Below are 25,005 nucleotides of genomic sequence, written 5' to 3'. Positions count from 1 at the left end.
CACCATATGACTCTGGAAAACTGTTCAGGATAGAGTGTTTTTTGAGAAACTGTCAGGCACTCTACAGGTTATCCTCGTTGAAGCCTCGATGAGTCTGGGGGCCTACATTACGCAGGCCAACGGGCATATTTCTGGCAGCGTCTAATGGTAAATCAGCATGATGGCGCTGAATGTTCCTGGTAAATTTTACTGCTGAATTTTCTATAAATTCCAGTGCTTTAGGAATACAGTTTCTTTTCAGCGCCTTCTTTAGGTGCCGATGCACATCATCAGGTAGATTAAGACTTTGCAGTTCTTTGAGAACTTGATTCATCATCTCATGAAAATATGTTTTGGGCATCGCTGGGTTACATGGAGTTTTTTCAGCTGCATGGGAGGCCGCCACACAGAGCTTTTCTTCAATATCGTCCGGATTCTCAAGGTCAGGCAGGCTTTGAACAGTATTGTGAATAGCTTGGCCAACTCCCTGAAGGGCCAGAGCCGGGTATTCATTGGAAACAGTGTCAAACTGCTTTAACAGTGTTGAATCGCCACCACTTGCATCAACCAGTCTGTAGGCAAAGGCCAGACAGTTCTGTGTTGGTCCACCCCAGCGCCACTTTGCCATTGAGGCATTGTTTACAGCTTTTTGAAGCAATGTGTTATCGCTCACGGGAAGTTTGACCTCGTAGCTGACCTGACATCCCCATTTTTCCAGAAAGTCATCAAACTCAGTTGATGTCATATGCTCTGGATAGTTATTGCCTGAACTGATCTGGATATAGCGCGCCTCTCCGGAAGACGGATCGCCAAACATAATAACGGCATGCCCAAACCGATTGACCTCTCCTCCTTCAACAACCAGAAGAGTTGGATTGGTGTAAAGATGGAGGTCCTGCTGAGGTATGCCATGGGGATACCGGGTACCCTTGATGGCTTCTGCGTGTGGAAAAGCCAAGTGGCTGAACAGGGTTTGCCTCTGGCTTCCTGGTTTTGGTGAGATTCCCCGAGCCTTATTGATTTGATTAACAAGCGCATCTTCGAGAGTTGATATGGCTTTTATCAGGTAATTGGCACTGACGCTGATAATCATCAACACCACAGATTTTACAATGTAAATCAGACGTGACTTCAGTGGGATATCCTGCAGTGAGGCTCTGGGTATCTGGGGAGACAGAAACCTGTTGATCTGCCCCTGAATGCGTTCACTGGTATGGCCAAACCAGGTTCGTGACGTCCTGGTTTTGGCCTTTGGGCGCAGCGGTGATTCTTCAGTTGCCAGGTTGGGTGAAGGAGGAGTTTTGGGCCTATTAATCAAGCTCATGTTGGTTGTTATGCTTCCATGCAGATTCTTGAAAGCATAGCTTTTGTGTAACAGAAAGGCGTGATAATTATTACAGTAATCCCAAAGAATATGATGCTGTGTGATGTGCAAAGAGACATTACGCAGTTTTAAAGGGACTTGCAGGCCGAAAAATAATAACTACCTTTTTTGATTGGGCATGGTTGCGTAAAAATCAATGGGTTTGCTTGAGAATGATAAGAATCGATAATCTGAAAAAGGCATTCAATGGCTTTCAGGCTGTTGACGGTATTACATTCAATGTTTCACCGGGGGAAGTCCTTGGGTTTCTTGGCCCAAATGGGGCCGGTAAATCAACCACCATGAAAATGCTGACCGGGTTTATTACCCCGGACAGTGGCAGTGTCTCTTTATGTGGTTTCGATGTTTCAAACGATCCGGTTGCAGCCAAAAGTCTTGTTGGTTACCTGCCGGAAGGGGCTCCGGCCTACGGGGATATGACCCCGTTAAATTTCCTCTCATTTATCGCTGATATTCGTGGACTGTTGGGAAAACACAAAACCAGTCGTATTGATGAGGTAATTCACCTCCTTGAATTGCAATCTGTCTGTAACCGCCCGATTGATACGCTCTCCAAAGGGTTCAAGCGCAGGGTTGGTATTGCCCAGGCCATTCTTCACGATCCGCAAATCCTGATTCTGGATGAGCCGACAGATGGTCTCGACCCCAATCAAAAATATCAGGTGCGAGAGCTTATTCGGGGGCTGGCAAAAGAGAAAATTGTCATTATCTCCACCCATATTCTTGAGGAGGTGACTGTAGTTTGCACGCGCGCCATTGTTATTGCCAGGGGGCGGGTTCTGGCAGATGCGACTCCATCGGAACTTGAGGCACGTTCAAGGTATCACCGAGCTGTCTGCATTGATCTTGTTGATGTACCCGAAGAAGATGCTGTTACGGCGTTAGAGTCTGTTGCTGGTGCTGCCAGGGTTGAAGTCAGCAGTGATCACACTGGCCTGTATACAGTGTTACCCGAGCCAAATGGCAACCTGCTCAATGCCGTTCATGATCTTGCCATAAGGAAAGGCTGGAATGTTCAGGAGTTGTTTATGGAGAGGGGAAGGCTTGATGATGTTTTCCGCCAGTTGACCACAAGCAACTTGGGTGAACCAGAAAAAGAAAGTGAAACAAGTAATGGGGAGGCTGCTTAATGAACCAGACAGGAGTGATTTTCCACAGAGAATTAAACAGCTATTTCTCAACGCCACTGGCTTACGTATTTATTGTTATCTTCCTGATGTTGACGGGGGTGTTCACCTTTTACCTGGGAGGTTTTTATGAACGGCGTCAGGCAGACTTGATGCCGTTTTTTATGTTTCATCCCTGGCTGTATCTGTTTCTGATACCTGCGGTCAGTATGCGTCTGTGGGCTGAAGAGAGAAAGACAGGAACTCTTGAGCTGTTGCTAACACTTCCGGTGTCTTTGAAAACCGCAGTGGTTGGAAAGTTTCTGGCAGCATGGGTTTTCACAGGCATAGCGCTGGCTTTGACCTTCCCCATCTGGATGACAGTCAATTATCTGGGAGATCCTGATAACGGAGTCATTCTGGCTGGCTATATAGGCAGCTGGCTGATGGCAGGAGGTTTCCTGGCTATTGGCTCCTGTATGTCTGCGGCTACCAATAATCAGGTGATTGCCTTCATTCTGACTGTGGTTATCTGCTTTCTGTTTGTTGTTGCTGGCTTCCCGCTTGTTCTTGAGTCGTTTCAGGCCTGGGCTCCTTCCTGGCTGGTTGATGGTGTGGCTGGGTTAAGCTTTCTTACCCATTTTGAAGCAGTCAGCAAGGGAGTTCTTGACCTGAGAGACCTGCTTTATTTCCTGATAATGATCGGTGTCTGGCTGCTCGCTACGGCTGTGATTATTGATATGAAAAAAGCTGACTAGGGGGAAAAACAAAAATGAGCAGCAGACTTTTTTCCAAAGCTGGCCTGATCGCACTGGTAGTTGCAGCCCTGGTCCTGACGATTGCTGTGCAGGCTCTTTTTCGTGGTGCACGTGTAGATCTGACAGAGGACAAGCTTTACACCCTTTCCCAGGGAACCCGAAATCTGGTCAGCAACCTCCAGCAGCCGGTAACTCTGAAATTCTATTTTTCCAGACAGCAGACAGAAGGTATCCCCCAGATTAGAAACTATGCCGACCGGGTTCAGGAGCTTTTGCAGGAATATGCCCAGATATCCGGTGGAAAGATTGAGCTGGATATCATCGATCCCGAACCTTTCTCCGAGCAGGAGGATGAGGCTGCTGGCTATGGTTTGCAGGCGGTGCCTTTATCCATGGGAGGCAAGGAGATCTACATGGGGCTGGTGGCCCTTGACGGACAAAATCTCGATGAGAGCAGTGAAGAAAATAAAAGCAAAATCAAGAAGGAGCTGATCAGTTTCCTTTCCCCGGATAAAGAGCGCTTTCTTGAATATGATATCAGTCACCTGATTTACAGTGTGACCCAGTCCAGCAAACCCAAGCTGGCAATAATCAGCAGTATTCCCGTGACCGGTGGTGGTTTTGATATGGCAACCCGGCAATCCTCACAACCGTGGATGAGCATATCTCAACTCAACAAACTGTATCAGGTTCAGAATCTGGGGCTTTCTGTGACCAGCATCCCTGATGACATCAGCCTTCTGATTCTGATCCTTCCTGATCTCTCACCAGAAGCCCAGTATGCCGTTGACCAGTATGTGCTGAGAGGTGGGCATGCTCTGGTATTCCTTGATCCTCACTCAGAAGCAGCAGGCGGGGGAATGCATCCCATGGGCGGCGGAAACCAGTCGGCGTACCTGGAAACGCTGATGGGAGCATGGGGTGTTGAGATGGTTCCCGGGAAATTTGTTGCTGATGAGGAGCATGCTCTTACGGTTGGCAGTGGAACCGGGCGTTCCGTCAGGCACCTGGGAATCCTGGGTTACGGGCCGGACAATCTTGATGGAAATGATGCTGTGACCGGTAACTTGAAAACCATCAACTTTGCCAGCGTCGGTGCTCTTCGCCAGAGAGAAGGAGCGGGAATTACTTTCGAGCCTCTGGTTCAGTCAAGTCAAAGTTCTGCTCTGCTGGATGCTTCCCAGCTACAAATGCTCTTTGACCCTAAAGTCCTTTACAAGGATTTCAATCCCACTGGAGATGTTTACACCCTGGCTGCAAGGGTTACCGGCCCGGTAAAAACCGCATTTCCTGATGGCAGGCCAAAGCCACAAGTCAAAGCACCGGAAGGTGATGAGACTGTTATGGAAGAGCAGGAAGAGGAAACAGTAAAGGCTAAGAACTCTGATAAAGAGAACGCAGAAGAAAAGCCCCACCTTATGGGATCTGATGGACCTGTAAATATTATTGTGGTGGCGGATACGGATGTAATTTCAAACAGGCTATGGGTGCAGGTTGCCAACTTCTTTGGTCAGCAGGTCGCTTCGCCCTTTGCCAGTAATGGCGATATGGTTGTGAATATGGTCGATAATCTGACGGGAAATGCAGACCTTATCAGTATTCGAAGCCGGGGCCAGTTTTCCCGTCCGTTCACCAAGGTTGATGAACTGGAGCGTCAGGCTCAGGCCCGTTTCCTGAAAACAGAAGAAGAGTTAAACCAGCAGCTACAGGCAACAGAGAGCAGACTGGTACAGCTGCAAATGCAAAAGCAGGGCAAGAAGGATGAAATGGTTCTCAGTTCGGAACAGGCTGAGGAGCTGAAAAAGTTTCAGCAGGAGAAGCTTAAGATTCGTAAACAGCTGAGAGATGTTCAGCATCAATTGAATCGTGATATTGAACGTCTGGGCTACCAGTTGAAAATCGTTAATATTCTTTTAATACCGATCCTGCTGACAATCCTTGCGTTGTTCTGGAAGGTGCGCAGGCGAAGAGTTACTCATGAGTAACTAAAAATGCCGCTCATTGAGCGGCATTTTTTTGGATTCTGCACAGAAACTAGAGAAGCCCTTTCTTTTTGAAGGCGTAATAAGTACCAAGTCCACTCAGAATCATAAAACTCACGGCAAAGGGGTAACCCATTTCCCAACCCAGCTCGGGCATAATCGAGAAGTTCATACCGTAGCTGCTGGCAATCAGTGTTGGAGGCATGAAAACGGTTGCCACAACAGAGAAGGTCTTGATGATCTTGTTTTGTTCCAGGTTGATAAAACCCATCACCGCTTCCTGAAGGAAGTTGATCTTGTCGAACAGGAACGCTGTATGGGGAAGCAGGGAGTCGATATCCCGCAGCATTTCCATAATTTCCTGCTGATGATGATCCGCCAGGCGAATACGGCGGTTACGAACCAGGTAACGCAGGGAGCGCTGGCTATCCAGCAGACTCAGGCGGATTTTACCGTTCAAGTCCTCCTGCTGGCCGATCTCTTTCAGGGCCTGGTCTCGGGTTTCATCATTGGTGTCCTCACGCAGGGTGATCTCACTGACCAGCTCAAGGCTTTCGTAAACTTCTTCCAGAAGGTCAGCAAGGTAGTCAACCTTGGCTGTAAACAGAGCTGTCAGGACAATCATCGGAGAGTCCAGATCAAAGTGCTGGCGTTTCAGGTAATTTCTAACCAGTCGGAACAGGCCAACTTCTTCATCCCGAAGGGTTATCAGCAGGTGAGGGCGAAGGTTAAATGAGACGCTGGTATTACGCACTTCCTTGCCTGAGCGGTGAGGGAAGAAGCTGGTAATATGAAGGCCATCTTTATCCTGGTAGAAACGGGATGTTGCCTCAATCTCGTTCAGGTCTTCGCTGTCCGGGACTTCTTCAACGTAATAACTGTCCAACCATGATCGCTCCTCGTCCGTCGGCTCAACCACATCCAGCCATACCGTATCTCCTGGCAAGGCATTATTGAGGCCAAGCTGATCAATCTGGAGACGGTTTTGCTGGAGACGGTAAGCTGTAATCATACGAACGGCTGCTCCCGTGGTTAGGTGGGATGAAAGGACGCGGCATTCTAACACAGGATCTGTGAAAGTCTGTGTAGAATAGTTACCCGGGGATGTTAACAGAAATCGGGGTAGGTACTATGGTTGCGGGTTTGCCATCAGCTCTTCCCTGACTTGTCCGAGAATCTGGCCAGTTATATTGGAACCGACATCGCCAATACCACTGCCCCAGTAATCATCAATATGCTCCTGCTGTTCTGATGTATCTTCAATTATGACGTTGGGCCATGTGGCTATCAGCTTCTGTCGAAGCTCGGCATTTTGCTGGAATTTGTGCAGTATGGCTCGGTACATAATACCTTGTTTGACTTGATTCCATTTATCAAAATCAATCAAGTCACTGTATTTTTGCTCTCTTCCTCTTTCTGATGCCTCTTTTCCATTATTGGATGACATTACGTCCAGCCATGCTGTTTTGAGCAGGTGTTTGCTTGCTCCCTGCTTTGCCCCATCAATAAATTTTCTGGACTGAAAATACTGTTCAACACTGTGATACTGATTAGGGTCACCTGGAAATGTCAAGGGAACAAGTGTTGTACCCTGAAAATGACGATGGGTGTTTGTCAGGTATTCATTATTTAATCTATGGCGTCGATCGTAAGCATTATCATAAAAACGGATTGCTCCATTTTCAGAGCCAACACCATTTTTATCATTCAGTTTTTGGGCGTAAGGGTGATTCGGTGATTTTTCCAGAAACTCCCTGACCTGATCATAGTTATTATCCTGGACTTTCAGATGAATAAGCTGACCATTGCGATCAAATGCAGGAATAGTGTAACTGCAGTGGCTTTGACTGGGTTTGTGATTTGGGTTTGGGTTCAAGGCAATTGAGTTATTTTCTGGAGCTCCGGGAGTCCTCCCTGTTGTTGGGCGAGTTAAGTCAAGTCCTGTCCTGCGGACTGGTGGTGTTCTTTTCGGAACAGGAGGTTTACCTGGTGCTGCTGTCGGAGGCAGCGGGAGCTTGCTTGAACTGGTTCCGGGTACCCCAATGATTCCCGGAGCTGGATGGGATTGTATGGAGCCTTTGCCAAGAGCTTCATCCCAATAATCAACTCGTGGCCAGCCATTAGCTTCTCGTTCGGTTTGAAGTAACTGGTGCAGACCCTCGGCGTGGGGTAAGCCGCACTCATGCAGGAAAATCAGAGTTCTGGTGATTCTCAGCTTGATGTGGTCATCATCCTTACCGTTTGGTGGAGGCAGCCAGCGGTCTGTTTTCTCCCATGCGTTGGGAACTACCTGAAAGGTCTCTCCATCCCGGGATATCCCCATATGTTCAAGCACTCTGTCAAGATTTTTGAGTGCCTGCTCCTTTAGAGCGTCTGAGCTATTGACTACATCAGCCATGGGGGCAGAAAGCAGAGGCATTTGCGGGTTGTGGTATTGTCCTGGCTCAGGGTTGGGGAACATAGCCTCGATAAAATCGTGCTCGTCCTCAAACTGTTGCTCACTAAGTTTATGAATGGCATCTAAAGACCACCTGCTGCCAGGCAGTAACTTTGATGGATTGATGTATGCATCAAACCACTGCCTGCCGGTCTCTTTTTCATTTGGCGGGGAATCAGAGGTCGTCGAGTAAGTGGCAGAGGGAGGTGTGATTACTGTTTCATCGCCTTCATCTGTTTTCTCATCAACCGGAACCATTGATGGTGAAGAGCTTGGTGTTGGAGCAGGTGAAGTGGGAGTAGATGCTGGATTTGGAGGGCGATACAGTGAAGTGGTTGTACCGTGGGGTGTTATTTTTCTTTCCAGTAAAAGCTTGCAGGTTGCTTCTGGAAGGTCATCAACAAGGTCAAGGCAGTGCTTGACATCATTCTTTTTACTGGGATTACAGGTTCTGACCAAATTGTACTTTTGTGTGCCCTCTCGCCATACGACCAAACCCGATCTGGTTTCCAGCCATTTCTGGTTGCCATTGTTCTGAATTATATAGTCCTTGGGGTTTCGCCCGATATCCTCCTGGACAGATCTCCAGTGGCGACCATTGATTCGCGATTCCGGGCCCATAGCATCCCTGCTGAGATGATTGATTATTCATTTAATATTAATCCAATCCGGCTTTTAATCACGCAGTAAGCTGGTAAGCTGAATAATCAATCACACGGAGTTATGTGATTGGATATATAACAAGAAAATCAGGGATAGTAATTCGAACCATGAACAGTACTGATCTGACCCAGGCAACAGAAGATTCGATGACCACTGAGAAAATCATCAGTCTGCAAAGTGAAATTGCCGAATTAAAAGCCCGTCTCGCTAATTATGAATTTCATCTGGAATCGGGTGAAAGTCAGTTGGATGAGGCAGGAACAGGCTTATTCACCAAAAACTTTATTCCGGCTGGAAGAGTTGTAGGTGAGTACACCGGCCGAAAATCGTACCGACTTCTGGTTCCAGCAACTGGGCGTTATGTTATGTGGCAGGAAGATGAGCAGGGCCAGCCGCATTTTCTCAATCAGGATACCTATATTCTCTGGTTGGTGGATGAAGAAGAGGATGATCAACCCTGGCAGGGAGATTACCCTGAGTTGGAAACCGGTATTGATGGGGCGCATTGTACATCTGTCATGCGATATGCAAACAGCAATGATGATCCAAACCTGGAAATGTTTGTGACGGAGAATCTTCACGTGGTGGCAGTCTCCCTGCGGGAGATAGAGCCTGGTGAAGAGCTGTTCTGGGACTATCACCCTGGACGGGATAAAGATTTTTCCGTAGTGCCTGATCATATTGAAACAGACTTGGAGCGCTTCGTGACAGTTAACGAGGAGGGTTGGGTACGTTTAACCCAGGAGGCTCTTGTTATCCGTCAGCAGCGTGGTGGAAAGCGCAACCGCAGAAAGAAAAAGAAAAACTAAACCTATACCCGGAAGCCGGTCAACGGTTACCGAGTTATGACCTCTCTCCGGTAAGAGAGGATAAACGCTGTATCTATCCCTGCAAACCTTTATTGTTGTCGAGAAGAATAAGACAGGGATAAACGGCCTCTGGCAATTCCATACGGTTACCAATGCCAGACTTTATCATAGCGATCAAAGAGTTGAACCAACTTGTCTTTGCTGACCAGTTCAAGGCCCGGAAGAACGGAGTCTTTATGGATTCCCAGGTGACTAAGTGACTTTTCGCAGATAAACACTTTTCTGCCCCTTTTCAAAAAGTTGATGAGGTCTCGGTTGATATCTGGAGGGTTACTCTGTGATGTCTGCCCAAAGGTCAAGCCTCTGGCATCAAGGCCTTTGGCTCCGTAGCCTGCAGCATCGCCATAGAGAATAACATCAACCTCTGCACCAACATCTGCTATTGCGTGCATAAGCCAAATGATCGTGTCATCCTGCTCCTCAAGAGTTGCTCTCCATGGAGTACTAATAATACTTAATACTTTCATGGTCTCCTCTCACGTTGTTGTAGTTCCAATGACCAGAGTATTGTCAGTACTGCTGACAAACTGCCAAAAATCTACATGTGTTCCCCCTCGTGTACACTCAACATAGTTATCAATACCCCGTTCATCACCGCATATGTCACAGTTGACCCATTCGATACTTCCTTTGTGCTGGACAGCTGTTTCATGCAGGCTTTCTATCCACTTATGTGGAAGAGGATGGTTTTCCTCTTCTATGTCATGTTTGTGCACAATATTGGCATGGGCTGCCTGATCTTTGTATGCAAGGGCTACAGCTCCTTCATAAGCAAAAATCTTGAGATCGTATCCTCTGCGTGCAGCGATATCTATGAGGCGGAGGGCTGTAACTGTTCTGGAGCTTTCGTATGGAGCATCCATAAGAGCAAAGGTCAGGGATATACTCATAATCGCTTACTCCCACAGAACCTTGTGGCCTGCTGCCAAAGCATCAACAACCAGATCGAGAGAAGCCGGTGAAATTTCATGGGCCATTTGAGCAGGCAGGATCCCTCTTTCTTTCAGAGAGAACTCATCAGCCAGAACCGAAATACCCTGGGATGTTAGATCCTGCAAGGGTTTTCCGGCAGGAGAGGGACGAGCGGCAAGAGTGGCGTTCTGTACCAGGAAAAGCGTGGTTTCATGTCCTTGATTCCTGAGCATCCTGGCCATTTCTTCTGCCCGGTGAAACCGACCCTCAGACGGACCACAGGACAGTATTAACATGTAATTCGACATACAAGAACTCCTGAATAGAGTCGCTGACAGTGTAGGCATGTTCTGGTGGTATTGAGGGAATTATCAGGAGTAAAAAAGGGTAAGCAGACAAATAGCAACACCAAAAAGTACAGTTGGCCAGAACAGGATTCCTGTTGCACTCTTGCTAACAAGCCCTCTTTTTCTAAGTTCAAGCAGCATCAGGGCCGGAAGGATGATAGCCAGAACAGCCAGTGCCAGAGCAGCAAAGTTGAGTGCCACAACAAACGCCCCTGGAATCAGGCTGGCAATAATCAACGGTGGAATATAAACAGCGATTGCTGTTTTTACTCTGGATGAAGAGTTCAAAGCTGAGTGCATAAAATCGAAAAGCCCAAGGGCAACACCCAGGAAGGAAGTGATCAGGGCAAGATCGGTAAAGATATGGATAAATGATTCCAGAAAAGAAGAATGACTGGACTCTGTCAGTGCCGTTACCAGAGCTGTTACTGAACCGTCATCTGCAATCATTGCAAGCTGATTTGCATCAAGCTGTCCAAGAGCCGTTGCCAGCCAGAGAAGATATACCAGAAGTGGAAGGAAGCTTCCCAGCAGGAAAATGCGTTTAAGCAGCTGTCGGTTCGGGCCAACGTAGGCAATCAGGCTTGGAATACCGCCGTGGTATCCAAATGAGGTGAATACTACTGGTAAAACCGTTATTCCCAGCCACTTGTTTTCTGGTAAGGAGATAAGTTGAGAAGGACGAACTTCTGGTGAGAGAATTCCCAGAACAATAACAAAAGCACCCAGCATAAACAGGAACAGCAGGCGATTGCAGATGTCGACATAACGCACTCCGGCTGAAGCCATTGTTCCGAACAGGAGTGTAAACAACAGCATTCCCTGGCTGTTTTGACCTATGGGCAGTTCACTATGTTCAGGAATGTACTGTCCAAGCTGGCTGCCGCCTCCGGCAATGTAGGCTGCCAAAAGGGCATAGAATAGAAACAGCATGGAACCTATGGCAAGAAACTTCCCTTTGTTTTGCAGTGTTTCTGTGGCCATAACAAACAAGCTGCATCCAGGTTTAATCGTGAGATTGACTTCAAGTATTAACAGGGCTGCAACAGCCATCATCCCCCAGGTAATAAGCATAAAGGCAGCCATCACGCCAAAACCCAGACCGTGAGAAATCATGGGAAGTGCAAGCATTCCGGCACCGATTGTGGTGCCAGCTACGATCAATGTAGCGCCGACGGGAGGTGATGGTTTTATCATATTCCCGTCAGCATAGCAGGCGGGCTGGACTCTGGGGTTAAACCTAGGTTGGAGGAGTATCTCCGATAACAATTTCAGGGCCTAACACCTGGGCACCTGTACCTAAAATATAGGTTTCAATAATCGCAAGCACCCGGGCCAGTGCTTCACGGATGCGGTTGCTGAAGTCTGTCTGCACAAGAGTGCCCCGAGCATTAAAGCCTATTGCAGAAATACCATGGGCCCTGGCCAGAAACAGGGCTCGCTCGTTATGAAAACGCTGAGTAATAACCGTGAAATTCTCAAGTCCGAAGACTTTTTTGGCACGAATTATGGAGTCCAGTGTTCTGAAACCGGCATAGTCCCGATAGATGATATCCGGTGATATACCCATGCGAACCAGGTCACGCTTCATACGTGTAGGTTCGTCGTACCAGCGGGTGCCATTATCACCGCTGACCAGAACATACTTGATCTTATGGGCTCGAACTAATGCTGTCACGGCTTCCAGGCGCCTGCGGTAATGTCCATTCAAGTTGCCCTCTGAGGTATAACGACTGGTGCCGAGGACTATTCCAACCTTATTACCGGGAAGAGCTTGAATATCATCATAAAGATAGGGGGAGGCCTGACGGGCAACAAACAGGCTGCTCACAGCAACAGCTGTCATCACCCCTGAAATGGCAAGGGTAAGCAGTATCAGCATTCTCTTTCGTGTCATCCAGTCAGACATAGGTGGAACCGGAGATTGAAGAATGCTGTTGAGGAGTAATGAGGATATTTACAGGATTGTTAGCCATAGGAATAGCCTAACGTTCCTGACGGTTAGGAGTAAAGTGAGGGATGACCAGTATCCCCCAATGGCTATTGGCCGACGTCCTCAACATAGTCAATTTGCATAGGCTTGCCTGGCCCCGGGTTTAATCGCTTCTGGATGATATCTGAAATATGGGGAAGCTCTTTGATTCTTGCCGGAATAGAACTGTGTGAGGGGTTATCCAGTTCCCGGTGAATACCATTTAATAATGACGAGACACTGTTCACCATGGTAATCCGATTATTCGCCAAGTGTTCCGGTGGTGCTTCCGGGCGGACGAACAGTGTCGGTATACCCAGCTGAGAAGTCAGCCAGCCAACGGTCGAGCGATGAGTCATCACCAGATCAGCTATGCCTGCAAGGCGAACCGTGGGTTCATTCTCAATAAGCTGAAAGGGAGGTGGATTATCACTGTTAAGCAGAGCTCGTTCAAATTCGCCTTTGTTGCGTGGGTGTGGGACAACCAGCCATTGCAGGTTCGGTCGCAGACTTGCGGCTTCAGCCATAAGAGTCAGGCTGTTCTGGTAACCTTTATCATACCCACCGGCAATCAGCACAACTGGCTGGCTGCCAAGTTTCAGGGATTCCCTTAAAACTTCCGGATGACTTCTTTTAATAGTTTCATCCCACTCCTTAAGAGTGGGATGAGCGACAACGCTTATGCCTTTCGAGCGGGAAATACTCTCCGGGAAACTCTTGCTCAGGCGTGCTGAAGGAACAAAGATCTCTTCAACGGGAGGCTTTTGCTCCAGCCATGGCTGAACCCAGCCCTGCTCAGAGGGCGATTCATAGTTATCATAAAAAGCGATGGTCCAGACACCCTGCTGCCACCAGAGTGAAGTCAGCCGCGCCTGCTCCGCATGAGCCATGCCTGTTATCAGTATGCGGGGTTTGATTTTATCCAAAAGCAGTTGAATAACCTGATCCGGCAGTTGCTGCCGGCGATTTTCTTTCCATTTCAGAGCTTCCTGTGCAGAAACCTGCTGATTAAGGATGGTGATGTTTTCACCAGGTTCAAACAGATCTGCTGCCGGGCCAAAGGCAATAACATGCCAGCTGATATTGCGATTGGTCAGCTCGGGCAGGAGGCTGCGAAATGCGCGACCATCGCCATTGTCGTAGGCGATTAGTAGCAAGTCATAGGACTTCTGCTCAGCCTGGGATGTGACTACCCCTTTCCTGAGAGCACAGCCTGCCAGAAACAGAAGGCACGCGATAATAATGAAGATATTGGACTGGGGCACTGTCATTGGAATATTGGCATTAGAGTTGTTGTCTTTTGCCCAAGTTTAGAAGCTGATTTCTTTATTAATTAAATTAAATTTTGTTAAAACCAAAAAATCCCCGCAGGTATCATGACAAAAAGCTGTGGGGATTTGAGAAAGGATATCTACTTGCGGGTTAACAGCACGCCACTTTCAATATGATCGGTATAGGGGAACTGATCAAACAGAGCCAGTTTTTCGATCCTGTGGGTCTGGGACAGGGTTTCCAGGTTCTCTTTTAAGGTAACCGGGTTACAGGACACATAAACAATCCGGTCAAAACGCTGAACCAGGGCTTCAGTCGCCGGGTCAAGTCCGGCACGGGGTGGGTCAACAAAGATGGTGCTGAAGTTGTAACTGTCCAGATCCACGTGGGCCAGGCGGCGGAAAGGGCGTTCCTTGTTCAGTGCCTGGGTGAACTCTTCGCTGGACATACGGGCGATAGTGACATTGTCCACCGCATTCATTTCAAAGTTCTTGTGGGCAGAATTTACCGAGGACTTTGAAATTTCTGTGGCCAGCACCTGGTCAAAGTTCTGGGCCAGAATGCAGGTAAAGTTACCGTTACCGCAGTACAGTTCAACCAAATCGCTTTTTTCTTCACTGGCACTGCCGGAAGTCACTTCCTGGGCCCAGCTCAGCATCTTTTCGTTAATGCCGGCATTTGGCTGGGTGAAGCTGTTCTCGACCTGGTTATAACGCCACAGGCGGCCGCAGACATTCAGTTCTTCAGTCACATAGTCACGGTCCAGAACAATTTTCTGCTTACGGGCGCGACCGATAATTTCAATACCAAACTGATCACGCAGCGGACGGGCTGCGGCTTCCCACTCTTCACTCAGTTGCTTGTGATAAAGCAGAGAGACAATGGCCTCACCTGCCTGAGTGGTGAGAAACTCAACCTGGAACAGCTTGCGGCGCAGTATTTCCTGCTGACACAGAGCGTCCATTACAGGGCGCATCAGCTCATTAATGCGTGTTGAGCCTATCGGGAACTCAGTAACCTGGACTTTCTCGCGGGTTTCCTGATCAAACATGATGTAGTGAGTCTGGTCACCTTCATGCCAGACACGAAACTCCGCACGCATACGGAAGTTTTCGGGGGCTGAAGTGAAAACTTCCGGTTCAGGAATCTGGAAATCGCTGAAAAGCTGCTTGAGTCGTTCGGCTTTGTCCGACAGCAGGGCTTCATAGCGCTCAGGATATGTAGTACCAGTGGACATCTGGCTAAGTTACCCGTTTGAAATGCTTGAAATGGCGACGGATGATACGTCTAACGGGTATTGAAGACCACCATGGTTTTCCCTTTAACTGAGATCATGCCTTCATCTTCCAGGTTTTTCAGCACCCTGCCGACGGTTTCCCTGGAACAGCCGACGATCCGTCCAATCTCCTGGCGGGTTACGCTGATCTGCATACCGTCAGGATGGGTCATGGCATCAGGCTGTTTGCACAGATCGAGAAGAGTGCGTGCCACCCTGCCTGTTACATCCAGGAAGGTCAGGTCACTTACCTTACGGGTTGTCAGCTGCAGGCGCTGGGCAATCTGGCGACTGATATCGTAGAGAATATCCGGCATATCCCGTGTCAGTTCACGGGCTTTGGTGTAACTGATCTCAGCGATGATGCTCTTGGTACGGGTTTTGACCCAGACCGGCCTGTTGTTGTTCTTTTCTATGGCAAACAATCCAAGTTCGCCAAAGAAGTCACCACGATTAAGGTAGTTGATGATGACTTCCCTGCCTTCATCTTCAATAAATACGGTGACAGAGCCATCAACGATGAAATAAAGGGAGTCGGAGGCCTCCTGGCCGTTGAGAATACTGGTATGAGGAAGGTAGTGCTGGATATGACAGTGATTCAGGAAACGCTCGGTGCGTTCTTTCCTCTCCTGGGGAATATGGCGGGTAAGGACTTCTATACTCATTGTCCACGACTGTCGGGTTTTGCCTGCGTTAATAGAACCTAGAGCTAACCCGGTTTCTTTTTCTTTTCAGCAAGGTACACTGCTGTCGCAAATTTCATTAAACCCTGCCGGCCGTTTCTTTAGATGTTAATACCGGTACGGGCGTTTTTTTTCAAGGGAAATTACATATGCAAGCTCAGGTTAAATGGGTTGATGGCATGCGTTTTGTCGGCCGTTCTGCCAGTGGCCACAGCATTACTATGGATACTTCTGAGCAGTACGGTGGTTCAGGTTCTGCTCCCAGCCCCATGGAAATGGTGCTGATGTCTGTTGGTGGTTGCTCGTCCATTGACGTGGTCAGCATGCTGAAAAAAGCGCGTCAGGATGTTATCGACTGTGAAGTTGAACTGAGTAGTGAACGTGCCGATGCGGTACCTGCTATTTTCACCAAGATTCATCTGCACTTTGTTGTGACCGGTCGTGATCTGAGTGAAGCGCAGGTTAAGCGTGCCGTAGAACTCTCTGCAGATAAGTACTGCTCAGTATCCATTATGCTGGGTAATGGCGGTGTTGAAGTAACACACAGCCATGAAGTGAAAAGCATTTAATCATTCCCATGTACCACCTTCGGTGCGTCAATTCGATAATGTAGTAGGCTGATCAGATTCAGGCTTTTTTCAACCGCCTTGTTTCAAAAAATCGTATCTCTGGTCCTGTTCTTCTGTACTACGCAGGGCCGAACCTACGCAGGGCCGAACCTATCTGTACCCTCGCATTGAGTGCTTTAGGTTATGCCAAACCGTCCACTTAAATTACGGAAGGCTCTTTTTCAGGTTTTTATCGTCCTAAGCGCCGTTCTCGCTTGTTGAATTCCTGTAATGATTCAATAAAAACATCAGGTGTAAATGCGGGCCATAGCTCATTGCGGAAAACCCACTCGGAATAGATGCTTTGCAGCGGCAGAAAATTGCTTATTCTTTTTTCCCTTCCGGCTCGGATGACCAGATCGGGGTTTGACCAGCCATCAAGTGACGATGAGTAGAGATAATCGTTAAACCTGAATTGATCCGGCAATGTACCATCTACGTAGCTTTTTAATATGGCTTTAGCGGCATCTTCGATCTCCGCTGTTCCCCCGTAATTGATGGCCAGATTTACTCGCATCCCTGTATTGTTGGCGGTGGTCGCCGTAAGCACATCAAGGGTGTCCAATAAACTTTTAGGTAAACCCTGTCTGCGCCCCAGGTGACGGAACCTCATATTTGAGTCCACAAGTTGATCTTGGAACTGCTGAAAAGATTGCTCCAAAAGACTCATGAGGACACGAACTTCATGTTCAGGCCGACGAAAGTTCTCGGTTGAAAACAGATACAGAGTGAGCTGGGAAATGCCTGACTTTTGAGCCAGTGCCATAATTTGTCCAAGACGAAGCGCGCCAAACAGATACCCATAGGCTCTATCCTGATAATTTTGCTCATCAGACCAGCGACGATCTCCGTCCAGAATTAAGGCAACATGGCCGGGAACACTTATTAACTGTTTTGGAATAGAAAATTCATCATACTCGGTCTGTAAATGATTTTTGAACCTGCTGAGAGGAAGTGCCATTGACGGATATTGTGCCGCCGTCGATACACTTTGAGCTATACCTGAAAGAACCTGACCGATCCGTACCTGATAGCCGTCATTACTCAAACTATCCGCCAAGCATGTGCTAATCAAAGCATGCAATATAAGCATGCAGGCGATCTGCATCCTTAAATTCGACTGCGGTTGTGAACGCGACGACATCGGCAGGCTCCATGAAGTTGAGCTGCAAGGCTAGTACATAAATTCAAAAAGTTTGATACCTGGCAGTTAGTCACCTGATATTTTCCACGCCCATGAACCATCCCTGGCCTTTGAAGACATCAGGCCCCCAGCCTCTTTTGCAAGCAGTGTGTAGTGTTACGTTTTTTCTGAAGTTTGGCGTATGTCGCTGACCTGTCAGTTGTTTCTTCCTTCCCCTGCTCAAGCTGCAATTTCAAAAGCAGCTTTAATCAGCCTGCGGGTATATTCATGCTCCGGGTTTTCCAGAACCTTGGACGAATCACCATACTCAATCAGCTTGCCATGCTGCATCACCATAACTCTGTGGCACAGGGCTCTGACGACTCGCAGGTCATGGCTGATAAACAGGTAAGACAGGTTCCGCTTAGCCTGAAGTTCCCGCAGCAACAGGATGATCTGGTTCTGTATTGAGAGGTCGAGTGCTGAAGTAGGCTCATCCAGCAGGATAAACTCGGGCTCCATGGCAATGGCCCGTGCGATAGCAATCCGCTGCTTCTGGCCTCCGGAGAACTCGTGGGGGAAACGTTCCAGAGCAAAAGCATCCAGTCCTGAATCCTGCAGTGCCTGAATGGCCAGTTGTTCCCGTTCTTTGGCGTTTGCCCCAATATTATTGATGAGCATCCCCTCCTGAATAATCTGTCGTACAGTCATACGAGGGTTCAGAGAAGAGAAAGGGTCCTGGAAGACAATCTGCATCTTTCTGCGCAGTGGTTGCATGCCTTTTCGGTCAAACTGGTCAATACGCATATCATCAAAGATAACTTCACCGGTGGAATCAATCAGGCGCAGCAGGGCATGACCAAGTGTGGTTTTGCCCGAGCCCGATTCTCCCACGATGCCAAGAGTTTCCCCTTTTCTCAGGGTCAGTGAGATATTGTCTACAGCTGTCAGCATTTTGGGTGGCTGACGTTTCCACCAGACACCGGGTTTCAGTGTGAAAACAACCTCCATATCAGTGGCATCAATCAGCTCTGCGGCATCTTCCGGCAAAGCTGGTGCTGTCCCTTTGGGTTCTGATCCCAGAAGGTGCTGACTATAAGGATGTTGTGGCTTGGCAAAGAGTTTCTCTGTTGAACTGTCTTCAACCAGCTTGCCATGCTGCATCACATATACCCAGTCAGAGTACTGGCGGACAATGGTCAGGTCATGGGTGATCAGTAGAACGCCCATTTTGTGCTTGAGCTGAAGCTGACGCAGAAGTTCGAGGATCTCTGCCTGTACGGTGACGTCTAAGGCTGTGGTGGGTTCATCAGCGATTAACAGGTCAGGGTTATTTGCCAGAGCCATGGCGATCATAACCCGCTGTCTCTGTCCACCGGACATCTGGTGGGGGTACTGATCCACACGGTCTTCCGCCTGAGGAATCCTTACCTCCTTCAGAAGCTGGATAATCTGTTCCCTGACTTCCTGCTTTGATTTCCCCGGATGATGTTCATGAATCACCTCGGCGATCTGCTGGCCCACTGTGTAGATCGGATTGAGGGAGGTCATGGGTTCCTGGAATATCATGGCAATGCGATTGCCACGAACCTTGCGCATCTGGTTTTCGGTCCAGTCCTTGATGTCTTCACCCTGGAAGTTGACCTGACACTTCTCTCCCACAATGGCCCGTTCGGGCAGGAGTTTCATGATGGCACGGGCGGTTACAGACTTTCCGGAGCCAGATTCGCCTACAAGAGCAACTGTCTGTCCTTCGAATATTTTCAGGGAAGCATCCTGAACTGCTTCCACAACGCCGCCCTCAACGGGAATCTTGACCTGGATATTACGTGCATCCAGCATCAGGTTTTCAGAACTCATTGTGTTTCTCCTAGGTTCTGCTGACGTAAGTTTGTGCATTCAGCGCCAGCGAGGCTTTTCAGATCTAGACGCTGACGTGAAGGAAGACTGGTTGTCTTTCGAACGGCTGCAACGACGAGCTGGAAAGCCTCGCTGGCGCCCTTCGGGTGGCCCAGAAAGCCGCCACTCCCTACGTCAGGCTCGCTTGATGTAGAACCACTACACCTTCGCAAGCCTTTCTTGTGATTAGCGGCTTTCTGAGCCACTGAATTGCACAAACTTACGTCAACAGAACCTAATGGTTGGATGTTACTGCTTGGAGTAAGGGTCAATGGCATCGCGCAGACCGTCACCAGCGGCGTTAAAGACCAGAACGGCAATCAAGATAAAGACAACAGGTGACAACAGCCATGGGTAAGAGCCGAGTACCTGGAAGTCTTTGGCAGCATTCAGCATCAGACCAAGGCTGACCAGTGGTGGTTGAATACCCACACCCAGGAAGCTCAGGAAGCTTTCGATCAGGATCATCTGGGGCACCATGGATGTCGCCCGCACAATAACGTGGGACATCACATTGGGCAGAATATGGTGAACAATGATTCGGTTGTCGGTTGCACCAACGGCCACTGCTGATTTCACAAAGTCAACATTGCGCAGTGCCAGTGATTTGCCCCGAATTTCACGGGCCAGCTGGGCCCATTTCAGGCCACCCAGAAGTAGAATAAACAGGATCAGCGTGCTTTCGGATGAAGAGGTTTTGGGCAGAATAGCAATAACGGACAGGAACAGCGGCAGTTCAGGAAACGCCAGCATCAGTTCCACAACCCGTTGTACCCACAGGTCAGTCCTGCCGCCATAGTAACCCGAGGCAATACCTACAAACGAGCCGATGGTGACACAGATGATCATCACTACAAAGGCCAGGAACAGGGTAATGCCGGTACCATGGAATATCCGACTGAGTACGTCACGCCCCCAGCCATCAGTGCCAAGTAGGTGTACGCCTTCACCATTTTCACCAACGAACAGGTGAGTCGATACGTCTATTCCGAGAATGGAGTATTCCCAGCCCTGTTCGAAGAACTTCAGGTAAACCCTCTGGCTGGTATCTTCCTTGTAGAGGGGCTGGAAAGTAACAGGGTCAAAGTCAACGATGACCGGATGCACAAACGGGCGAAGGGAAAAACCGTTGTCATCACTGAACTGCAAAGACTGAGGAGGAAGATAAATATCTTTGCTGTTTCTTTCCTGGGGGTTATGGGGTGAGAAGAATGAGGCAAAAATGGCGAGTGTCACCAGCATGGCCATCAGCCACAGGGCGACCAGTGCCATCCGGTTACGCTTGAACCGCCGCCATACCAAGGCGCTGTACTTCTCACTCTTTGGCTCAGGGCGTTTCCGGGTATCCTGGCCGGTTGCGTGTGTGGTTTGCATGTTTCTCTCTCTAAGCCAGGCGGATTCGTGGATCAAGTGCGGCCAGCAGCAGGTCGGCCAGCAGGTTACCGATAACCAGAGTGGCGGCCAGCAGCATCATAAAGGTGGATACCACGTAGATATCCTGAATAGCCATGGATTCAACAATCAGTGGTCCAACAGTTGGCAGGGAGAAAACAATGGCAACTTCCAGTTCTCCGGCAATCATGTAGGGAAGGGCAACGCCCTGATACATGATCAAAGGGTGAAGGGCATTGGGAACAATATGCTTAAACAGTACCCGTCTTGAAGACAGTCCCTTGGCCTTGGCTGTTTCCACATACTGGGCCTGCATAACATCAAGAACATTGGAACGCATAACCCTCAGGTTCTGAGCCATGCCGCCGTAAATCGCTACCAGCAATACTGGCCAGATATGCTGCATCAGGTTGACGAACTTCGCGAAGCTCCAGGGAGCCAGGGCAAACTCGGGAGAAAACAGTGCAGCAACATGTGATGAGCCGACAATAAAGACCAGCCAGTACAACATAATCAGGGACAGAACAAAGCGCGGCGTGGTCATGCCGATAAAGGCAAACAGGGTGGTGAGGTTATCAATCCATGTGTACTGTTTGCGCGCGGCCACAATACCAAGGGCTGCGCCGAAAAGTGTGGCTCCAAGGTGACAGAGCAGGGCTATAAACAGTGTCATTGGCAGCCGGTCAGCGACCAGTTCACTGATAGGCTTGTTGCTGTTGAAAGAAAACCCGAAGTCTCCTTCCGTTAAAATTCCTTTCATCCAGTTGAGGTACTGGGTATGGAACGGCTTGTCCAGACCATGGCGAACCCGGTAATCCTGGGCCAGTATCTCGGCATCAGCCTCACTCATGCCACTTAGGGTGATGGCGTAGTTTTTTATCTGGTCACCGTAGTCTCCCGGTGGCAACTGGATAAGGGTAAAAGAGATAAAACTGAGCACAGCCAGCAGGGGTATGGCAGCAGCGCATCGCTTGAGAATATAACTTAACATCGAAAAGCCTTGCTTCAGGAAACAGCCACCTGACATTCATTCATGCAGGTGGCTGTTGAACCGGTTTATTTCACCGTATGGGGCAGCTGCTCAGGGAAGAGCTGCTTCTTCTGAAGGTCCTTATCTACCCAGAAACGTTCCCTCATAGTGGCATCTTCTGCCCACTGGTAAGCCAGAATCGGCGTTCCTTTCGGTACGTTCTTCAGGCGCTTGTTGAGGATCATGGCTCCGGGCACATTCACCAGCCCGACGCTGTACACATTCTCGGTAAAGATATGGTTGTACTGCCTCATCAGCTCAGCTTGTTTGGCTGGATCTGTCTCGGTAGTGAAACGGCTGATCACGTCCACCAGCTCCTGCTCAAAGGGCAGCAGCTTCTGGGGGGCGTTCTTGGTTCCGCGGTGCCAATATGGCTGGTTGGTGTGACGAGGTGCCAGGAAGTCAGCTCGTTGAATCGGCACGATGTACTCCTTTTCATTACGGTGAATGTAAAAGTCGTAATCGCCACTGTCCCGAATGTTTTCCCTGGTTGCTGAATTTTTCACAACCTGAGGAATCAGGTTAATACCGACTTCATTCATCATGCTGATGATGCCTTCAGCCAGAGTAACATCGGTCGGGTTCTTGGATGTGTAGGTCATAACGATATCAAGGTTCTTGCCTTTCATCGGACCTGACGTCCAGTTGCGGATGCCATCGCCATCGGTATCTTTCAGACCGAGAGACTCCAGAAGCTCCTTGGCAACTTCAGGTTTGTAGTCGTAGAACACGACAGAGTCCTTGTCGCCCATCATGCCTTCAGGATACAGACCACCGGCATAAGGGGTTGCGAAAGGACCGCGAACCAGAGACTGTGCCAGGGCCTGACGGTCCAGAGCATGACTGACAGCCTGACGGAACTCTAAAGTACGGTTGAGCTTGCGAACTTCCATGGCACGAACATCACCTTTGGTGCCGTACTCTTTAGAGAAGTTGGTCAGGATACTCCAGCCAAGGGTTCTTGGGCCAAACTCAAGACGGGCAGGTGAGTTCTTTTGTGCGGACTTGCGCAGAGACTCGATGTAGTTCGCGGGATTTTCCATATTGGACATATCCGCATTACCCGCCACAGTCTGAATTGTCCGATCAGACCAGGTGGAGAGCTTATGACGTACTTCATCAATGTAAGGTAGCTGACGCCCTTTTTCGTCAACCTTCCAATAGTAAGGATTACGACGCATGACAATCATCTCGTCGCTCTTATGGTAAACCGGAGCCCATGCGCCCATGGTCGGGGCAGGAACCTGGTCAGGCTTTTGAGCATTTATATAAGAGTCGTAAGTTGCGTCAGCGTTATAGCGTGGATGCTCAGGCTTCAGGATATGGGATGGCCCTGGACACATATTAAAGAAACCCATAGCGAACAAGTTTTGCATGGGGAATGCATCTTTAAACGTCCACTGCAGGGTGTACTTGTCCAGAGCCTTCAGGGTTGTGCCGTTACCAAATGTGCCTGGAGATGCACGTGAAGGAACATTGGTATCCTGAATATTATCTTCCCAAAGGAAAATAATATCTTCAGTGTCGAATGGGTTGCCGTCAGACCACTTCGCACCTTTGATCAGGTTCATGGTCAACTGCTTGCCGTCTTCAGACCATTCCCAGCTCTTTGCCAGGTTGGGAAGAGGTTCTTGCTCGTCAGAGTTCAGGGTAAACAGTGGGCCGGTTCGAGTCAGACACTCTGCGACTGCGTAGCTGACACCACCCCAGCCCTGGCTGAGACCTGCAGCCCAGTTCCAGCCTTTGGGGCGGGAGCCAGACACGTGTCGTAGAACGCCACCATATTCACCAAGGCCGTCAGTCATACCTTTGCTGAGGTAGACCAGAGGCTCTTTCGGCAGACGTTCGCTGACGGGTGGAAGCTCTCCGGCTTCAACTTTTTTGGAGACCCATTCTGGCTCTGAATATTCAGGCAGAGCTTCAAACTTTTGAAGGTCACTGACACTGTAATGAATGATCTGCCCCTGGGCATCGAACTTGGGAGCCTCAGGCAGTTTGCCTGGCTGAGCCGATGGAGAAGCGGTGGCTATTGCACTGGCCAGTAAACCCATGGCCAGCGAAGCTGTGCGCATGGCAGGCAAGCTTTTTCCTCTCATTATTGACTGTCCCCCTTACAAACAGGTGTTGTGTGTTCGGAATTACACTATCTGGAATGGGAGAATTAACTAATCCCAAAAAAACTGAAATTATTCCCAAAAAGTAAGGTTATTCAGGAAAACATGATCTGATTTGGTCCTGAGTCAAAAGATTGAAGGTAGAATCTGTTCGCAACTGTTTATCCAGGGGATAGGTTTACGTGCGGTATGGAAGAGTTTTGTAACGAAAGTGCTCTTGGGAATCGGGTCAATCCTACAACGGTTGATTACCTGAAGGGTAATGAAGATATCAGTCCACTTGCCCTGTTTTCGCGATATGAACAGATTTTCATTGAGTTTCGTGAGCCGTGGTATATGCAGACTTATCACTGGCATGCACAACTGGAGGTCAATATACCCTTTGATGGAACACTCGAATATGAGATCAACAACCAGTCATTTCGGTTTGATGCAGGACATATAGGAATTTTCTGGGGAGCGATTCCACACCGTCTGGTGAAAATCCATAACTGCACAAAGCTGGGGATTATTAATATTCCCCTTCATCAGTTTTTGTCATGGCCACTGGATAAAATCTTAACCAGTCAGTTGATGAACAGCTTTGTGATTCAATCCAGAAACAGGGTGCTGGTCAGTGAATTCGAATGTGAACGCTGGCTGCTGGAGCTGGATATGGATGATATTGGCAGACAGCAACTGGCAGGAGAGGAGATCGCCCTGATGCTGCGTCGTATGTGCCTGTCAGGGTGGGATGCTCTGGTAGGCAGCAACAAAGTTGACAAGTGTACGACAGGTGTATCCTCTTCAAGCCAGAAGAATGTTCAGTTGATACTTGAGTTTATCGCCAAGCATTATGATGAGCCGATCTATGTTTCCGATGTGGCTGCATCAGTTGGCCTGAACCCTAACTACGTGATGAATCTGTTCCAGCGAGTGATGCAAATGTCTATTAAACAGTACATCAATGCCACGCGTTTGAATCATGCACGGGCTCTCCTGACTGATACGGAACGACCTATTCTTGATATTGGATTATCTGTTGGCTTTAATTCTACCAGCCGTTTTTATGACACTTTCAAACGATACATGGGAATGACACCCAAGCAGTATCGCGTTCAAAGCCGCAGTATGTCACTCGAAAAAAGGGTGGGAGACTTTTACCTTCCCGGTATCAGGTAAGAAACAGACTTTCTCTTTTCATTTCTAACAATGTGATG

At 48.7% G+C, this 25,005-nt stretch carries 22 protein-coding genes; 6 read left to right on the top strand and 16 right to left on the bottom strand.

Translation table 11 applies throughout. The annotated features are described in order from the left end of the window. Positions 1–61: 61 nt before the first annotated feature. Positions 62–1,303, bottom strand: coding sequence for a hypothetical protein (locus M3P05_RS11390; RefSeq protein WP_249699762.1), 1,242 nt, complete (start codon positions 1,301–1,303; stop codon positions 62–64). Positions 1,304–1,515: 212 nt separating this feature from the next. Here M3P05_RS11390 and M3P05_RS11385 point away from each other — a divergent pair, with 212 nt between their 5' ends. The 3 genes from M3P05_RS11385 to M3P05_RS11375 are packed head-to-tail and all read left to right on the top strand — an operon-like array spanning position 1,516 to position 5,212. Next, a complete protein-coding gene (locus M3P05_RS11385) occupies positions 1,516–2,493 on the top strand; it encodes an ABC transporter ATP-binding protein (protein ID WP_249699761.1) in 978 nt (325 codons plus the stop codon). Then, positions 2,493–3,227, top strand: a complete 735-nt coding sequence (locus tag M3P05_RS11380; RefSeq protein WP_249699760.1) for an ABC transporter permease — start codon at positions 2,493–2,495, stop codon at positions 3,225–3,227. The genes M3P05_RS11385 and M3P05_RS11380 overlap by 1 nt, the downstream gene beginning before the upstream one ends. 14 nt (positions 3,228–3,241) lie before the next feature. After that, positions 3,242–5,212 carry a GldG family protein gene (locus M3P05_RS11375; RefSeq protein ID WP_249699759.1) on the top strand — a complete coding sequence of 657 codons (1,971 nt, stop codon included), beginning with the start codon at positions 3,242–3,244 and terminating at the stop codon, positions 5,210–5,212. Positions 5,213–5,261: 49 nt separating this feature from the next. Here the strand turns inward: M3P05_RS11375 and corA are convergent, their stop codons facing one another. After that, the gene (gene corA, locus M3P05_RS11370) at positions 5,262–6,221 is read right to left on the bottom strand and encodes a magnesium/cobalt transporter CorA (RefSeq protein WP_249699758.1); all 960 of its coding nucleotides are present in this window, start codon (positions 6,219–6,221) and stop codon (positions 5,262–5,264) included. A 117-nt stretch (positions 6,222–6,338) separates the two neighbouring features. Continuing rightward, the gene (locus tag M3P05_RS11365) at positions 6,339–8,267 is read right to left on the bottom strand and encodes an NADAR family protein (protein ID WP_249699757.1); all 1,929 of its coding nucleotides are present in this window, start codon (positions 8,265–8,267) and stop codon (positions 6,339–6,341) included. Between the two features lie 149 nt (positions 8,268–8,416). Here M3P05_RS11365 and M3P05_RS11360 point away from each other — a divergent pair, with 149 nt between their 5' ends. Further along, positions 8,417–9,118 (top strand): SET domain-containing protein-lysine N-methyltransferase, encoded by a 702-nt coding sequence (locus M3P05_RS11360; RefSeq protein ID WP_249699756.1) that lies wholly within the window; start codon positions 8,417–8,419, stop codon positions 9,116–9,118. Positions 9,119–9,264: 146 nt separating this feature from the next. Here the strand turns inward: M3P05_RS11360 and M3P05_RS11355 are convergent, their stop codons facing one another. The 8 genes from M3P05_RS11355 to crp all read right to left on the bottom strand — a co-directional run bounded on the left by M3P05_RS11355 (position 9,265) and on the right by crp (position 15,622). After that, a complete protein-coding gene (locus M3P05_RS11355; protein ID WP_249699755.1) occupies positions 9,265–9,645 on the bottom strand; it encodes a DsrE family protein in 381 nt (126 codons plus the stop codon). 9 nt (positions 9,646–9,654) lie between these two features. Further along, a complete protein-coding gene (locus tag M3P05_RS11350) occupies positions 9,655–10,068 on the bottom strand; it encodes a DsrE family protein (RefSeq protein ID WP_249699754.1) in 414 nt (137 codons plus the stop codon). Positions 10,069–10,074: 6 nt separating this feature from the next. Continuing rightward, the gene (locus tag M3P05_RS11345; RefSeq protein ID WP_249699753.1) at positions 10,075–10,398 is read right to left on the bottom strand and encodes a DsrE family protein; all 324 of its coding nucleotides are present in this window, start codon (positions 10,396–10,398) and stop codon (positions 10,075–10,077) included. Positions 10,399–10,461: 63 nt separating this feature from the next. After that, a complete protein-coding gene (locus M3P05_RS11340; protein ID WP_249699751.1) occupies positions 10,462–11,634 on the bottom strand; it encodes an aromatic amino acid transport family protein in 1,173 nt (390 codons plus the stop codon). A gap of 43 nt (positions 11,635–11,677) precedes the next feature. Next, entirely contained in the window at positions 11,678–12,346 is a 669-nt protein-coding gene (locus tag M3P05_RS11335) for a SanA/YdcF family protein (RefSeq protein WP_249699750.1), read from the bottom strand. Positions 12,347–12,477: 131 nt separating this feature from the next. After that, positions 12,478–13,680, bottom strand: coding sequence for a hypothetical protein (locus tag M3P05_RS11330; RefSeq protein ID WP_249699748.1), 1,203 nt, complete (start codon positions 13,678–13,680; stop codon positions 12,478–12,480). A gap of 140 nt (positions 13,681–13,820) precedes the next feature. Next, the gene (trmA, locus tag M3P05_RS11325) at positions 13,821–14,918 is read right to left on the bottom strand and encodes a tRNA (uridine(54)-C5)-methyltransferase TrmA (RefSeq protein ID WP_249699747.1); all 1,098 of its coding nucleotides are present in this window, start codon (positions 14,916–14,918) and stop codon (positions 13,821–13,823) included. Between the two features lie 50 nt (positions 14,919–14,968). After that, positions 14,969–15,622 carry a cAMP-activated global transcriptional regulator CRP gene (gene crp, locus M3P05_RS11320; protein WP_249699745.1) on the bottom strand — a complete coding sequence of 218 codons (654 nt, stop codon included), beginning with the start codon at positions 15,620–15,622 and terminating at the stop codon, positions 14,969–14,971. Positions 15,623–15,789: 167 nt separating this feature from the next. Here crp and M3P05_RS11315 point away from each other — a divergent pair, with 167 nt between their 5' ends. Then, the gene (locus tag M3P05_RS11315; protein ID WP_249699744.1) at positions 15,790–16,209 is read left to right on the top strand and encodes an OsmC family protein; all 420 of its coding nucleotides are present in this window, start codon (positions 15,790–15,792) and stop codon (positions 16,207–16,209) included. 229 nt (positions 16,210–16,438) lie between these two features. Here the strand turns inward: M3P05_RS11315 and uppS are convergent, their stop codons facing one another. From uppS to M3P05_RS11290, 5 genes are all read right to left on the bottom strand, one after another. After that, a complete protein-coding gene (uppS, locus tag M3P05_RS11310; protein ID WP_249699742.1) occupies positions 16,439–17,392 on the bottom strand; it encodes a polyprenyl diphosphate synthase in 954 nt (317 codons plus the stop codon). Between the two features lie 219 nt (positions 17,393–17,611). Then, positions 17,612–19,231: an ABC transporter ATP-binding protein gene (locus M3P05_RS11305; protein ID WP_249699740.1), complete on the bottom strand. Its 1,620-nt coding sequence runs from the start codon at positions 19,229–19,231 to the stop codon at positions 17,612–17,614. Between the two features lie 288 nt (positions 19,232–19,519). Next, a complete protein-coding gene (locus M3P05_RS11300) occupies positions 19,520–20,644 on the bottom strand; it encodes an ABC transporter permease (RefSeq protein ID WP_249699738.1) in 1,125 nt (374 codons plus the stop codon). Between the two features lie 10 nt (positions 20,645–20,654). Continuing rightward, a complete protein-coding gene (locus M3P05_RS11295) occupies positions 20,655–21,653 on the bottom strand; it encodes an ABC transporter permease (RefSeq protein WP_249699737.1) in 999 nt (332 codons plus the stop codon). Between the two features lie 65 nt (positions 21,654–21,718). Beyond that, positions 21,719–23,788 (bottom strand): ABC transporter substrate-binding protein, encoded by a 2,070-nt coding sequence (locus M3P05_RS11290; RefSeq protein WP_249699735.1) that lies wholly within the window; start codon positions 23,786–23,788, stop codon positions 21,719–21,721. A 207-nt stretch (positions 23,789–23,995) separates the two neighbouring features. Here M3P05_RS11290 and melR point away from each other — a divergent pair, with 207 nt between their 5' ends. After that, a complete protein-coding gene (melR, locus tag M3P05_RS11285) occupies positions 23,996–24,967 on the top strand; it encodes a transcriptional regulator MelR (protein ID WP_249699734.1) in 972 nt (323 codons plus the stop codon). Positions 24,968–25,005 lie beyond the last annotated feature (38 nt).

It is taken from the genome of Parendozoicomonas callyspongiae, assembly GCF_023502345.1.
Taxonomy (GTDB): Bacteria; Pseudomonadota; Gammaproteobacteria; order Pseudomonadales; family Endozoicomonadaceae; genus Sansalvadorimonas; species Sansalvadorimonas callyspongiae.
This window is presented reverse-complemented; position numbering and strand designations above follow the sequence as displayed.

Excerpts from the sequence above, each read along its gene's own strand:
- M3P05_RS11390 (WP_249699762.1), bottom strand. The coding sequence starts at position 1,303 with ATGAGCTTGATTAATAGGCCCAAAACTCCTCCTTCACCCAACCTGGCA.
- M3P05_RS11385 (WP_249699761.1), top strand. The coding sequence starts at position 1,516 with ATGATAAGAATCGATAATCTGAAAAAGGCATTCAATGGCTTTCAGGCT.
- M3P05_RS11380 (WP_249699760.1), top strand. The coding sequence starts at position 2,493 with ATGAACCAGACAGGAGTGATTTTCCACAGAGAATTAAACAGCTATTTC.
- M3P05_RS11375 (WP_249699759.1), top strand. The coding sequence starts at position 3,242 with ATGAGCAGCAGACTTTTTTCCAAAGCTGGCCTGATCGCACTGGTAGTT.
- corA (WP_249699758.1), bottom strand. The coding sequence starts at position 6,221 with ATGATTACAGCTTACCGTCTCCAGCAAAACCGTCTCCAGATTGATCAG.
- M3P05_RS11365 (WP_249699757.1), bottom strand. The coding sequence starts at position 8,267 with ATGGGCCCGGAATCGCGAATCAATGGTCGCCACTGGAGATCTGTCCAG.
- M3P05_RS11360 (WP_249699756.1), top strand. The coding sequence starts at position 8,417 with ATGAACAGTACTGATCTGACCCAGGCAACAGAAGATTCGATGACCACT.
- M3P05_RS11355 (WP_249699755.1), bottom strand. The coding sequence starts at position 9,645 with ATGAAAGTATTAAGTATTATTAGTACTCCATGGAGAGCAACTCTTGAG.
- M3P05_RS11350 (WP_249699754.1), bottom strand. The coding sequence starts at position 10,068 with ATGAGTATATCCCTGACCTTTGCTCTTATGGATGCTCCATACGAAAGC.
- M3P05_RS11345 (WP_249699753.1), bottom strand. The coding sequence starts at position 10,398 with ATGTCGAATTACATGTTAATACTGTCCTGTGGTCCGTCTGAGGGTCGG.
- M3P05_RS11340 (WP_249699751.1), bottom strand. The coding sequence starts at position 11,634 with ATGATAAAACCATCACCTCCCGTCGGCGCTACATTGATCGTAGCTGGC.
- M3P05_RS11335 (WP_249699750.1), bottom strand. The coding sequence starts at position 12,346 with ATGTCTGACTGGATGACACGAAAGAGAATGCTGATACTGCTTACCCTT.
- M3P05_RS11330 (WP_249699748.1), bottom strand. The coding sequence starts at position 13,680 with ATGACAGTGCCCCAGTCCAATATCTTCATTATTATCGCGTGCCTTCTG.
- trmA (WP_249699747.1), bottom strand. The coding sequence starts at position 14,918 with ATGTCCACTGGTACTACATATCCTGAGCGCTATGAAGCCCTGCTGTCG.
- crp (WP_249699745.1), bottom strand. The coding sequence starts at position 15,622 with ATGAGTATAGAAGTCCTTACCCGCCATATTCCCCAGGAGAGGAAAGAA.
- M3P05_RS11315 (WP_249699744.1), top strand. The coding sequence starts at position 15,790 with ATGCAAGCTCAGGTTAAATGGGTTGATGGCATGCGTTTTGTCGGCCGT.
- uppS (WP_249699742.1), bottom strand. The coding sequence starts at position 17,392 with ATGTCGTCGCGTTCACAACCGCAGTCGAATTTAAGGATGCAGATCGCC.
- M3P05_RS11305 (WP_249699740.1), bottom strand. The coding sequence starts at position 19,231 with ATGAGTTCTGAAAACCTGATGCTGGATGCACGTAATATCCAGGTCAAG.
- M3P05_RS11300 (WP_249699738.1), bottom strand. The coding sequence starts at position 20,644 with ATGCAAACCACACACGCAACCGGCCAGGATACCCGGAAACGCCCTGAG.
- M3P05_RS11295 (WP_249699737.1), bottom strand. The coding sequence starts at position 21,653 with ATGTTAAGTTATATTCTCAAGCGATGCGCTGCTGCCATACCCCTGCTG.
- M3P05_RS11290 (WP_249699735.1), bottom strand. The coding sequence starts at position 23,788 with ATGAGAGGAAAAAGCTTGCCTGCCATGCGCACAGCTTCGCTGGCCATG.
- melR (WP_249699734.1), top strand. The coding sequence starts at position 23,996 with ATGGAAGAGTTTTGTAACGAAAGTGCTCTTGGGAATCGGGTCAATCCT.